Origin of the sequence: Anatilimnocola aggregata (assembly GCF_007747655.1) — a bacterium.
Taxonomy (GTDB): Bacteria; Planctomycetota; Planctomycetia; order Pirellulales; family Pirellulaceae; genus Anatilimnocola; species Anatilimnocola aggregata.
In genome coordinates this window covers 479,312-492,789 of record NZ_CP036274.1, presented here as the reverse complement: position 1 = coordinate 492,789, position 13,478 = coordinate 479,312, and the positions used below count along the sequence as shown (strand labels likewise).

The window sequence follows — 13,478 nt, the reverse complement described above, 5'->3', positions numbered from 1 at the left end:
TCTCGTCAGGGATCCCTGGCGACAAGCCGATACGGTCCGTTCGAGTGCGGGAGCTAGCAATCGTCGTTCGATTGTGGGCTACGGACTCCAGCGGACAGGTCACCGCGGTTCGTGCGATGGGTCGCCGGCCGCAGCTTGGCGCGTGCGGGTTTTCTCGAAACAGGAGAAGCGCTTTGAAAGCGAGCGTCGTGTTGCCGGGCATCGTCGTTGCATCGACCATGCTCTTTGCGTCGAGTCAGGCGGCCACGCCCACGGCAGTGGCTTGGATCACCGCGGCGGAAACCGCCGGCCAGATTTCTAATCAGGCCAGCGAAGCCCGTCGGCAAGCCGATGACCTGCTGCGGCAGGCTCGCAAAGCCGTCAAAGAAGGTCAGTTCGATCAAGCGGAAGCTTTGATCGTGCAGGCCGAGAAGACGGGCGTCACCTACGACGCCTATCAAGCCAAGTATGGCGATACTCCGACGAGCCTGCGCAAGCTGGCCGCCGAGGAACGCGCCCGGACAGGTGGTGCTCGCAAACCGAGCTCTCTGTTCCCGGCCCTGTGGAATCAGCCTGGCCAACAGCCAGCAGCTGCTCCTTCGCCTCCCCAAGATCCGTTCGCTCAGCGGCAGTCGCAAGAGCAAGCGTTGAACCAGATGACCGATGGGGCGAAAGCTCAAGCGGCTTCACTGCTCAACGAAGCTCGGGCCCAGCTCGCTAAGGGCGATAAGTTCGCCGCCCTTTCGGCCTATCAAAAGGCTGCGGGGCTGCGGGTTCAATTCGGCCCCGACGAGGACTCGCCGGAGAAAGTGGCTGCTGCGATTACCGCCGCCGGCCTCGATGTCTCCCGGGTGGCTCCCGCTGCTTTCAACCCCACCAGCCCGTTCATCATGAACACGGCCGGCATGAGTGAGAAAGATCAGAACCTGCCGAACTTACTGCCTGGCATGCAGGCTCCTCCAGGAGGCGTGAACGTCGCACCGCAAATCAATCCCTATGCGTTGCCCATGGAGACCAATCCATTGGCCCAGTCGGGACTGCCGCCAGCTACTGGCCGTCAAGCGACTCCTGAGCAATTGGCCGATCTGAATCTGCCAGCGCCTCGCGAACCGGGCCGCCCAGACGAACCACCGCAACGGTTGCCTGCCCTGCCTTACGCGCCGCCGGGGCAACCCAGCAATGCCCAGGCAGCTGTTCCTAACAAACCCGAAGCTCTGCGACTCATCGCGCAGGCTCGCATGGCGCTCGATAAGGGCGACTTGAACACTGCCGGCCAATTGGCCAAACAGGCCGATGGTCTGCGAGTGCCTGATGACGCGTTTGCTCCGGGTGAAACTCGCCCGTGGCAGATCGTGCTCGAAGTCGACAAGGCCATCTATCGTCGCCAGGGAATGCAAACCGCCAGCGCCACGGAACCCGTTGCCAACGATGGCCCGAAGTATCCCGTTTCGCCCGGTGTCTACAACCCCGCGGCCGACAACTCGCGCCTGCAACAAGCATCGACATCGGCTGCCATGTTGCGACAAGCTCCCGATTCGATCGGTGCTTCGCATCCGGCCAAGATGTACGAAGCGGGTGTGAAAGCGCTCGAAGCTCAGGACCGTGACACCGCGATCAAGTTGTTCCAAGAAGCCTGGAAGCAGAAGGATCAACTCGATCCCGAGATGCAACGCCAGCTGGGGGACAAGCTCACTTTCCTGCGGGCCAATACTGCACCGGCTCAGCCGTTGCCTCGTCCCGAGGGACCTGGTGCTCCGATCTCGCCGCTCGAACAAGTGAACTCGCAGCAAGAACTGTCGCGTCAGCGGTTGGTTCGCGAGTTCCTCGCCGAAGCTAGTGCTGCTCAAGCTCTGGCTCAGACCGATCCGCGGGGCGCGCTTGCCAAGATCAAGGCCTTCCGCGAACGCGTTAGTGCGGCCGAGATCGATACCACGGCTCGTAAGAACCTGTTGACCGGTGTCGATCGCAAGGCTGCCGAACTGCAGACCTACATCGATCAGAACAAGTCGACCATCGACAATGCCGAACGCAATCGCGACCTGCTCGCCGACCGCGCTCGCTCGGCCGAGTTGACCAGCGAAATGCAGAACAAGATGGCTCAACTCGTTGAGCAATTCAACAAGTTGATGGACGAACAGCGTTACCCGGAAGCTGAAGTGATTGCGAAGCAGGCTCGCGAAATCGAGCCCAATAGCGTCATCACGACTGCCATGGTGGAGAAGGCCGCGCTCGCTCGCAACATCGCTGCTTCGCAATCGATTAAGGAACGCCAGACTGGCGGGTTCCAGGGTGCATTGGAATCGGTAGATGAATCGGCCATTGCCTTCGACGATCGCGAACCAATCGTCTTCAACGTTCGGCGTTGGGGCGAACTGACTCGCCGTCGCCGCAGTCGGGCAGAAATGCAGAATCGTCTGTCTCCTGCGGAGATGGAAATTCAGAAGTCGCTCGGCAAGCCGGTGGAGGTGAAGTTCACCGAACGGCCGCTGTCGGAAGTGATGACGTTGCTCGGTCAAATGACCGGTGTGAACATCTATCTCGATCCGCAAGGTATGCGGGCCGAAGGTTTGACCAGCGATGCTCCGGTGACGCTCGACTTGAGCCAACCGATCTCGCTCAAGAGTGCGTTGACGCTGCTCCTCGAACCGCTGAATCTGTCCTACGTCATTCAGAACGAAGTGCTCCGCATCACGAGCCAACAAACTCGCGATTCGAATGTGTATGCCAAGGTCTACTACGTGGCCGACCTGGTCGTGCCGATTCCGAACTTCACCCCCACCTATAACATGGGCATCGCTGGTGCCTTGAAAGAAAGCCTGGCTTCGCTCGGCTACGGTGGTGGTTCAGGTCCGCTCAATCGCGCTCCGCTGACGATGGCTGCCGATACCACTCAGCCACCTGCTTCGATGAATCCAGTGGTCATGGCTCAGCAACAACAGAACAGTGCCAACGGTCTGTTCCCCACTTCGAGCGCTCGCCAGGGTGGCTCGTTGGGTTCTGGTCCCGGTGGCATGGGCGGTGGTGTGCAAGCTGACTTCGATCCGCTGATTGAACTCATCACGTCGACCATCGAGCCTGACTCGTGGCAAGACGTCGGTGGTCCTGGTTCGGTCTCGGGCTTCGATACCAACTTGAGCCTCGTCGTTAGCCAACGACAAGATATCCACGAACGAATCGCGGACTTGCTCGAACAGCTTCGCCGCTTGCAAGACTTGCAGGTGACGATCGAAGTCCGATTCATCACGGTCAGCGATCGCTTCTTCGAGCGGATCGGTATCGACTTCGACTTCAACATCGACGACAACACGCACCTCAACAGCTTTGCGGATCAGATTCCGACGAGCCAGGTGGCGGTGCCAACCAGCCCCTTCGACGACGACGGCCGCAGCTTTGCGGTTGGCTTGACGCCGAACGGCCCGACGGCGGATCTCGACTTCCGCTTTGGTAACGGCAGCTTCGGTGCGAGCACGCCGACCTTCGGTGGGTTCGATGCCGGTTCGGCTGCGAACTTCGGCTTCGCGATCCTCAGCGACATCGAGGTCTTCTTCCTGCTGCAAGCCGCTCAGGGCGACGACCGCACGAACGTGCTGCAAGCTCCGAAGGTCACGTTGTTCAACGGTCAACAAGCGACCATCATCGACAGCTCGTTCCGTCCCTTCGTCACCAGCGTGGTGCCCGTCGTCGGCGACTTTGCCGCGGCTCACCAGCCTGTGATTGTGGTGCTGAGCGAAGGTACGATGATGAGCGTCCAAGCTGTGGTCTCGTCCGATCGCCGCTTCGTCCGCCTCACCCTGGTGCCGTTCTTCAGCCAGATCGGCGACGTCGAAACCTTCACCTTCAACGGCAAGGTTACGACCGACAGTGGTACGGTGGTGCAAGACCCGGCCAATCCCGATCAGACCGTCACCAACGGTCAAACGCGAACTGTCGAAGGTACGACCGTTCAGCTGCCAACGCTGGCCACCACGACGGTCACCACGACGGTCAGCGTGCCGGACGGTGGTACAGTGCTGCTCGGTGGTATCAAGCGGTTGCGTGAAGGTCGCGTCGAACGTGGCTTGCCCCTTGTGAGCAAAATTCCGTACGTCAGCCGTCTGTTCACCAACGTCGGTATCGGCCGCGATGCTCAAAGCTTGATGATGATGGTGACACCACGCATCATCATTCAGGAAGAAGAAGAAGAGAAGCTGGGCATCGACTTTGAAGAATAGTCGACCTGGTGACTGAATCGTCTAATCAACCTGCGGTGAGAATTCTCTCACTGCAGTCCTGCCGCGAAAGCTCAGCTTATCTGTTTGAGAGTTCGCCGCGACAGGGTTAACAGCCCGAGTAAGAAGCCGCTGCATGTCTCTCCCCCCTAGACGTGCAGCGGCTTCTGCATTTCTTGATGAGTCATTTCTAATGGGCCGCGTTAGAGGTTCGCCTTAGCTCCGCTTGCGCTTCGACTTCTTCGAATTGCCGAAGTTGCCGCGACGTTTGCAGACGAGGACGGTGCGGTCGTCTTCGGCTTCGCTCGAACCGGCTCGTTCGAGCAAGCGGCGGAGCCAACCGGCCAGCGATTCGGCCGGTTCGCTGCAATGCCGACGTAACGTGGCGGCCATCACGGCCTCGCCAATTCGCAGGCCAGCTTGATCGGTGGCAGCTCGGACACCTTCGCTCAGCAGTACCAGGCACTCGCCCGGATCGAGAATCAGCTTGGCCGTTTTTAGTGGCGGTTCGACACCGGTGCCGAGCGGAGCACCATCGGCGGCGAAGATTTCTCGGGAGTCTTCGCGAATGAGCAGCGCAGCCACCTTGCCCGCGAGCGCGAGGTCGGCTTCGCCTGTCTCGGGATTGATGATGACATAGCCGAACGAAGCGAACTGATCGCCGGCCGAACCTTGCCAGAGCGTATCGTTCAACCGCGTGACTAGTTCCTTGGCACTGTGCCGATAGCCCGTGTGCGCTCGCATCGCCGCTTGCACGGCGGCAGCATTTAGCCCGGCTTGCAACGGAGCACCTTGGGCATCCCCGACAGCGAGGGCCAGACGGCCATCGGGCAGGACGGTCCAATCGTGAAAATCTCCGCCGACGCTCCTGGCTTGTTGTGTCCAGCCCGAGACTTCGAATTCGGTCAGCAGCGGCACCACGCTGGGCAAGCGATCTTGTTGCCAGCGAGCAGCAGTTTCGATTTGCTTATCGCCCTGTTTTGCCGAAGCACCGACGGTGAGCAGCATTTCGCGTTCGAGATCGGCAGCGAGCCGGCCGGCGATAATTTCGGCAAGATTCGTTTGCGACGAAGTAAACTCACGCTGCGTGCGGCTGAAGATCCAAAGTGTGCCTAGGGGGGTCGATGACGTCGAAACGGGCACGCACACCGCAGCGCCAAACTCACCTTCGGGACAGCGCCAATGCGGCAACAGCGAAGTATCTTCGAGCACCACAGCATGGCCGACAAGCGCTTCCAGATCGGCCACGGCACCGCGCAGCGGACGTGCAGGCTCGAGCAATTTCGTTTGTGGCAAACCCCACATCGCGCGCAGTTTGAGCGACGAAGTTGTTTCGTCGAGCAGATAGAGGGCTGCCGCTTCGCAGTGAATGGCTTCGGCACCACCCTGCAGCACGCATTGCAACCGTTCGGCCAGATGCTGTTGCTCGTTGGGGCGAACCGCCACTGGCACACCAGCAGCCAACTCTGCCTCGCGCTGCCAAAGGCCATACTTGAGTCGATTCGATTCGCTCAACAGATTGGCAATTGCCAGGGCCAACGGGCGAGCAGCTTCGAGATCGATTTGCGTCGACGAAGGCGAGCTCGGCACCAGCGACAAGCGACCGTCGGCGTCGGGAGTAGCGCCGTCGACCGGCGCGCTCCAGCGCTGACTGTTGTCGGCAGAACTGCCAAGCTGATATTGCAATTGCCAGCCTGTGGCGCGGGCAAAGGCTTCGCTAATGAATTGCAGCGAGAGTTCACCGACGGGCAACGGAGCCGCAGTTGGTGGTTCTTCGAAATGGAGACGGAGGGCAGGGTGCGGTTGTTGAGCCACGGAAATGCGAGGGGGAAAGTGGCCAGCGAAAGGACCCTCCATGCAAACCACAAGTCACGATCGCGCCCCCACAGCAATCCTGCCGCAGGCCGTCCAGCTTCCTTGATCGTTACAGTTTCCAATCGGTTGGAGTTCGCGGCAATTTCAACCTAAGTTCGCGCGTCCCTACAATCCTTGAAGGAGAGCAGTTGACCACTGCCAAAACGCGAAGTAGTTAGCACGCAACTATACCTGGCCACTCCCTCCCGAGTCCCCAGTTCCCAGTTCCCAGTTCCCAGTTCCTAGCCCCCAGTTCCCATCCGCTCGTCTCCCTTTGTTGCGTTTTCTCAACCTTGACCTAGAGTTCGGCATCACCGCCCGAGAGGCGCGCCGCGAGTGAGTGCGCCCCAAGGCCACGATGTGGAACTGTTGACATGATCGTCATCGTCGGATTTATCGTCGTGATCGGCTGCGTGCTGGGAGGTTTCTCCATGGCCGGCGGTCACGTCGGCGCACTGTGGCACCCTTCCGAAATCGTGACCATCGGTGGGGCAGCCCTCGGTGCCCTTATTGTGATGTCGCCGAAGAAGGTCCTCATCGACCTGATGAAAGGCTTGATTGCTACGCTCAAGGGATCGCCCTTCGGCAAGAAGGCCTACGAGGAACTATTTCAATCGATGTACGAGGTCTTTCGCCTCGTACGCCGTAACGGTTTGCTCACGCTCGAATCGCACCTGGCCGATCTGCACGCCAGCAGCATTTTCGGCAAGTATCACACCATCTCGCACAACCATCACGTCAGCGAGTTCATCGTCGGGGCCTTTGCGCCCGTGATGGACGGCAGTGCTACGCCCGAGCGCTTGGGGCAGATGATGGAAATGCAGCTGAAGACAATGGCTGACGAACACCACCATCCGATCAGCGTGCTGTCGAAAACGGCGGACGGCTTACCGGGGTTCGGAATCGTGGCGGCGGTGCTCGGGATCGTGATCACGATGGGTCACATCAACGGCCCGGTCGAAGAAATCGGTCACAAGGTGGGTGCGGCGCTCGTCGGTACGTTCCTCGGGATTTTGCTCTCGTACGGCTTCTTCGCACCACTCGTAACCAAGCTCGAATTCATGGGTCACGAAGAGATGGCTTACTTCAAAACCATCGCGGCACTGATTCAAGGGTTTGTCAGTGATCTGCCGCCGAAGGTTTGCATCGAAATGGCCCGTCGCGGCTTGGGTGCCGAAGTTCGTCCCACGCCCGAACAAATGGAAGCGCTTCTCAAGGCAGTCGAAACCAACGGCTAATACCCACAGCTGATTCCAACGGCAACGAGTTGACGCAGGAGACGAACAATGGCTGGTGGTGGCGGTGGTGCATGGAAAGTGGCCTACGCGGACTTTGTGACCGCGATGATGGCGTTCTTCATGGTGATGTGGCTCGTCGGCCAGAAGGAAGACCTGAAAGAGGCCGTTGCGCACCATTTCAATCATCCGTTCGAAGCTTTTCCCGAAGAGCCCGACGACGATGCGAGCGGTGCTGGTGGACCCCGTTCCGGCAAGCAAGGCAAACGGCAAACCGGGTTTGCCCATCGCATGTCGCTGACGAAGAGTCCAACCGATCCCGAAGCGCGCAAGCCTCGCATGCTGACGATTCGCGAAGGCCAACGAACCGGCATTGGCACAATCATCTTCTTTAAGCACGGCTCGACCGAACTGAACGACGAAGCGCAAGAGCGCCTGAACTTGCTGCTGCCGCGCCTTGCCGGCAAACCGCAGAAGGTGGAAGTGCGCGGGCACGCCTCGCGGCGTCCCTTACCTGCGGCCAGCGAATTCGACGATGCTTGGCAACTCTCGTATGCCCGCGCGATGGCCACGATGAAATACCTGGAAGAAGGGGACGTCGCGCCCGATCGCATGCGTTTGAGCCAAGGGGGCGTGTTCGAGCCCTATACCACGGCAGTGAAAGAAGAGCAGAAGTACGACCCCAATGACCGCGTCGAAATTCTCATGCTCAGCGAATTTGCCCAGGATCTGAATGGCACCGCAGCCGAACGGGCTGCTGCTGAAGAGGCTGAAAAGACAACCGAGCCGAAGGCGGCTGGGCATTAAGGAATTTGCGGAACGTCGTGTGAACTCAGAGAAACCGGCGGCACTCACGTGCCACCTATTCCGATCGCACTAGTTTTGCGGACGGTGCCTGAGCATCTTGTGCCGGTCTTGCGCCCCCGCCTATCGCCTTTCTTCCCCCATGAACTAGGGTTGAACAAGAGCAGCGAACCCTCGCGCGCGTGGGCTACCGCTGCGCTCCTTCATTCACTTTGTCCGCAAGGTCGGTGGTTGCCATGACAGCGTCTCCTGATTCAGCTTCTCCAGAGCACGAAACGCCCTCTCACGCGCCACTAACCATCGCGCACCGTATTTCGCGCGTGATTCTGCCTCTGTTTCTGTTGGCTTTGATGCTCGGTGCCTATCGCTTAGTCATCATCAAACCGCAGGTCGCGCGCGTCGAGCCGGCCAAGAACGATCCCTGGATGATCACGCCGCGCTTTGCCGAACCGCGGGTCGCTACTGACGAGCAACTCGTCGCGGTCCTCAATCGGGTGAAGCCGCCGATGGCCAAGGAAGCGATGACAAACAACTTCGTCCATGCTCTGCGATTGTGGGGGCCGAAAGCTGATTTTCACGATGAGAAAGTTGTCAGCGGGCACGACCTGCAGCAGTACTTTCTCGACGATCAGGTCTTCCGCAAATTTGCCGGCGAAAAAGCGGCTCCGTTGTTCTATCGCGGCCGCGATGGTCTCGAAGTCCGCTCTTTCGACGAACAGCTGAAGCATCGAGACTCGTCCAGTTATCACACTGACGACTTGTTGGCGACCTTTGCCGAATCGGGCCTGCCGCTAACGACACCCATCGTCATGCGCAACGACGAAGCGACGATTGGCGAACTACTGAACGACTCGTTGATGCGATTTCACTTGGAGCGTTTGGAATACGAATGGACGGCCATTGTCTTCGCCCGCTATGTGTTTCCCTTGCGGCAGTGGAAGAACAAGTACGGCGGTCGAATCGATGTGAACGAACTCGTGAAGGAACTTGTCGCCGCTCCACTCGATGCGGGCCCTTGCAACGGTTTGCATCGTTTGGAAGCGCTAGCTGTGCTCTATCGCATCGATGAAGAAGTCCACGCGCTGCAGCCGCGAACCAAGCGCGCCATGCTGCAATATATGAAGCGCGTCAGCGATTTGCTGGTCGCGGCTCAGGCTCCCGATGGTTCGTGGTCGCGTAGCTGGCCAGCAGGTGCCGCTGCACTAGAAGATAAGTCAGCTTCGCTGCACGACAAGCTGCTGGTGACCGGCCATCAACTCGAATGGCTCGCTTATGCCCCCGACGATGTTCAGCCCCCGCGCGAAACTATCGTTCGCGGCAGCCAATGGCTGGTCCGCACGCTGACCGAAATGGACGAGAAGGAGCTTCTTTCCGCCTACGGTCCTTACACTCATGCCGCTCGCGCTCTCTGCCTGTGGCGAGGCGTAGAGCCGTATGTCGCCTGGCAAGCTGGCCAGACACCAAGCAAAGCCAACGGCGGCTAGCGCCGAGTTTCAAGTAGCCCGACGCGTTAGCGAGGGTGAAGCGACGAGAGAATCACCAAACATAAATCACGCAGCTACCAAGGCCCGAATATGACCAGTCCATCCGAAGTGCCAGCCTGCATTACCCGCGATCGCTTGACGTCTCCCTGGTTTCCCAACACCAGCCGAGCGCTCTTGTTGGCGATTGTGACCGCCGGCATCGTGTTCGGCCTCACCAGCTTTCATCGGCTGAATCACACTGACCTGTGGGGGCACCTGAACTTCGGCCGCTGGATCGCCGAGCATGGTTCGCTGCCGACCAGCGATCCGTTCGCTGCGACTCCCGTGAATCAGCCGATGCTCCACTCCGCGTGGCTGTCGCAACTCATCGGTTACGAGGTGCAACACAACTTCGGCAACGAAGGTCTCGCCTTCGGGCACGCGCTGCTGGTAACACTGCTGAGCGTTGTCTTGATGCTGGCCGTTTATCGTCGCGGTACGAGTCCATCGCTGGTCTGGACGGCGGGAACGCTCGTGTTTGTGCTCGGTTTGCCCGTCCTGGGCACGATTCGTCCGCAGCTGTTCGGCATGCTCGGCGCAGCACTAACTTTGCTCGCCTGTAGCGACCTGATCACCAAACGCCAGCCATTGTTTTGGTTGCCGGTGGTAATGATTCTCTGGGCCAACTTGCACGGCAGCGTGCTCATGGGTTTGGCCATTCTCGGTCTGTTCGCTTTGGGCATGACCTACGAAGTGCTGCGCGAAGCAGACTGGAACTTTGGCAAAGCGGTGAAAGACGGTCGCCTGTCGCGCGCCTGGTTGGCGGTGATCGTGTCGGTCGCGGCCAGCTGTGTGAATCCGCATGGTCCGGCGCTGCTGACGCGCACGATTTTCTTCGGCGAACATGCAGCCTTGCAATACATTTCAGAGTGGCGGGCCCTCTCGCCGAAGAGTTTGACCGGGGTGCTGATGATCGTGTCGTCGATTGCGGCCGGCCTGCTCATCAAGCACAGCCCGCGCAAATGGCAAGCGTACGAGTACTTGCTGCTCGTCTTTTTTGCCTTGCTCACTCTCAACGCAATTCGCATGCTGGCGTGGTGGGCACTCGTGTGCCCGTGGGTCATTGTGCCGCACTTCGCCGCTTATTGGGCCGCTCATCGCCAGAAGAGCGACTTGCCTGCCGAACCGGCCGATGAACCAACTTCCATGGCTACGCTCATTGCGGTGGGCTTCGCCTTTACCGTCCTGATCATTTCACCTTCGACTTACAGCATGTTGACCGGCCGTGTGCGCGGACCAGCCGAGTGCCTGGTCACCGACACGCCGATCTACATTGCCGACGAAGTGCTGCGCCGGAACCTCGACGGCAACATCACTGCCCCGATGGATTGGTCCGACTATCTGATTTGGGAAACGAACGGCCAGCTCCGCCCGCTGGTCTACTCGCACGTTCATTTGACCAACAAGGAAACCTGGGACTCGTACGTGAAAATCTACACGGGCGATCCCTCGTGGCTCACCCACCTGCAAGCAGCGAAGAGCCGCTACCTGGTCGTCAACAAAAGTCGCTCGCCGGAACTGGCCAAGCAGTTGCTATTGTCCGAACGAAGCGGCAAGGGAGACGTCTGGGTGTTTTATCAAGACCAGAAGTCGCTGATGGCTGAAATCCGCTTGCCCGAAAAAACAGAGACCAAGCCAGCTGCTGCGGCCACTTCTGCCATCGAACCGCCAGTGGTGGAAGTTCCGAACAGCTAGCGTTGCAGCCTGAGTACTTGATCGATAAGCCGCACCGCTTGTAGCGGCTATAACAAGCCTGCCGTGGTTGCGGCACCGATAACCTTCGCAGCCCGGCGCGCTGAAATGTTGACGCCACCGGCGCGTCGACCTACGATTCAATTTCCCCCCGAGGCAAAATCTGCCAGGGTGTCTTCAGCCAGGTTCTGTTGCGGTTCACGCTATGGGCGTCACCTATTTCAAGCGTTACCGCATGGAGATTGACCTCTCCTTGCTTCCGGTGACTCCGCCGCAGTTGCCCGCCGACTATGCGCTGCTCGCTTGGTCCGAGAAGTTGATCCCCCTGCACGCCGAGGTCAAGTTCCGTTGCTTCAGCGACGAGATGGATGCCAGCGTGTTCCCCTGCCTGGGGACCAAGGCTGGCTGTCGCCGGTTGATGACCGAAATCGCCGACCGCAACGGCTTCTTGCCGACGGCCACGTGGCTCATTCAATACTGGCCGGCGGGTTCCCGTCGTCCCGATGTTTGCGCTACCATTCAAGGCGTGTGCGAAGGGGAGGGAATCGGCGCGATTCAGAACGTGGGGGTAATTCCCGAGCATCGTGGCCGTGGGCTGGGTGCCGCCCTGGTTTGGTACTCGCTCAATGGCTTTCGCCTGGCCGGCCAGAAGAAGGTGTTTCTCGAAGTAACCGCCCAAAACACGGGTGCGGTTCGTCTTTACCAGCGACTTGGTTTTCGCAAGGTGAAGACCGTCTATAAGGCTAGTGAGGTTGCGTACGCGTAGCCGTAGGGATAGGCTCACAGGATTGAAGATTTGAGCTTGAAGATTGCAGATTCCACGGCCAATCGGTCAAAACCTCGCAGTCTTTCCATCTGCCAGGGAACATCTTCAATCTGCAACCAGGATTCGCAATGCCAGCTACTGCCTCTCAAAAAATACATATCCACCCGCTCTCGAACGGACTCACACTCGTTGCGGAAGAAATGGACTGGCTCGAATCGGCCGCCTTCGCCTTTCTGCTGCCCGGCGGATGCGCGCATGAAAAGCCGCAGCAAGCAGGACTCGCCGCCCTCACCAGCGAAATGCTGCAACGCGGGGCTGGCGAGCGCGACAGCCGGCAATTCGTCTCGGACCTGGAGAACCTGGGTGCCGATTGCAGTTCGTCGGTCAGCGTGACGCACACCAGCTTCGGCGGCTCGATGCCGCAAGAAAGCCTGCCCGCAGTCCTGGAGATGTACGCCGACCTCCTTCTGCGCCCGTTACTGCCCGAAGATCAGCTCGAAGATGCACGCCTCTCGTGCTTGCAAGAAGTTCGGGCCGTAGAAGACGACCTTTCGCAGCGCGTGATGCAGGAACTACGCCGCCGTTACTATGGCGACCCACTGGGCCGCAGTTCGCAGGGCCGCGTCGAAACGTTGGAATCTTTGCAGCACAAAGACGTGCGCGAGTTCGTCACCGAGCGAATGCTGCCGAACAAGGGGATCCTGAGCATCGCGGGCAAAATCAACTGGCCGCAATTGCGCGATCAGGTCGAGAACTTGTTCGGCGATTGGCGACCCGGACTCAACGAGCAGCTGATCGAAACGCCCGGCGAACGCGGCTACGAGCACATTCAAGTCGAATCGAATCAAACGCTGGTTGGCATTGCCATCGATGGCATCTCATACGCCAACGACGACTACTTCCAACTGCGCGGCGCGATTGGCGCACTTAGCGACGGCATGAGTTCGCGGCTCTTCACCGAAGTGCGCGAGAAGCGTGGCTATGTCTACAGCGTGTATGCGATGTGCCATTCACTCCGCGATCGGGGCAGTGTCATCGCTTTCGCCGGTACCACTCCCGAACACGGTCAGGACACGTTCGATGTCACCTGGGGCGAGCTCGCGCGGATGTACTCCGGCATTGAGCAAGCAGAGCTCGACCGGCTGAAAGGGCGCATCAAGCGCTCGCTGATCATTCAACAAGAATCGAGCCCCGCGCGGGCTGGCAACATCGCACTCGACTGGTATTACCTGCAGCACGTACGGACGAAAGAAGAGATTCAAAAGCTGATCGACGGCCTGACCTGCAACTCCATCAACAACTGGCTCGCCGCCCATCCACCCAAGAATCTCACCGTCGTCTCCCTTGGCCCACAGCCGCTGCAAATCCCCGCTATTTAGCCCGACGCGTCAGCGAGGGGGCCCGGCAACTCGACTTC

8 protein-coding genes are annotated in these 13,478 nt (G+C 59.5%); 7 read left to right on the top strand and 1 reads right to left on the bottom strand.

The annotated features are described in order from the left end of the window. The first annotated feature begins 173 nt into the window (after window positions 1-173). Window positions 174-4,190, top strand: coding sequence for a general secretion pathway protein GspD (locus ETAA8_RS01740; RefSeq protein ID WP_202921499.1), 4,017 nt, complete (start codon window positions 174-176; stop codon window positions 4,188-4,190). A gap of 213 nt (window positions 4,191-4,403) precedes the next feature. Here ETAA8_RS01740 and ETAA8_RS01735 read toward each other — a convergent pair whose 3' ends face one another. Next, window positions 4,404-6,044 carry a PP2C family protein-serine/threonine phosphatase gene (locus ETAA8_RS01735; protein WP_145083998.1) on the bottom strand — a complete coding sequence of 547 codons (1,641 nt, stop codon included), beginning with the start codon at window positions 6,042-6,044 and terminating at the stop codon, window positions 4,404-4,406. A 371-nt stretch (window positions 6,045-6,415) separates the two neighbouring features. On the opposite strand from ETAA8_RS01735, the gene motA reads away from it, so the two are divergent. The 6 genes from motA (at window position 6,416) to ETAA8_RS01705 (ending at window position 13,440) form a co-directional block, all read left to right on the top strand. Further along, window positions 6,416-7,279, top strand: a complete 864-nt coding sequence (gene motA / locus ETAA8_RS01730) for a flagellar motor stator protein MotA (protein WP_145083996.1) — start codon at window positions 6,416-6,418, stop codon at window positions 7,277-7,279. Window positions 7,280-7,327: 48 nt separating this feature from the next. Continuing rightward, on the top strand, window positions 7,328-8,083 hold the full coding sequence (locus ETAA8_RS01725; protein ID WP_145083993.1) for an OmpA/MotB family protein: 756 nt from the start codon (window positions 7,328-7,330) through the stop codon (window positions 8,081-8,083). 233 nt (window positions 8,084-8,316) lie between these two features. After that, a complete protein-coding gene (locus ETAA8_RS01720; RefSeq protein ID WP_145083991.1) occupies window positions 8,317-9,564 on the top strand; it encodes a hypothetical protein in 1,248 nt (415 codons plus the stop codon). A 90-nt stretch (window positions 9,565-9,654) separates the two neighbouring features. Continuing rightward, complete coding sequence (locus ETAA8_RS01715) at window positions 9,655-11,298, top strand: hypothetical protein (protein WP_145083989.1); 1,644 nt, start codon at window positions 9,655-9,657, stop codon at window positions 11,296-11,298. 202 nt (window positions 11,299-11,500) lie between these two features. Further along, complete coding sequence (locus tag ETAA8_RS01710) at window positions 11,501-12,061, top strand: GNAT family N-acetyltransferase (protein ID WP_145083986.1); 561 nt, start codon at window positions 11,501-11,503, stop codon at window positions 12,059-12,061. Between the two features lie 128 nt (window positions 12,062-12,189). Continuing rightward, entirely contained in the window at window positions 12,190-13,440 is a 1,251-nt protein-coding gene (locus ETAA8_RS01705; RefSeq protein ID WP_145083981.1) for a M16 family metallopeptidase, read from the top strand. Window positions 13,441-13,478: the final 38 nt, after the last annotated feature.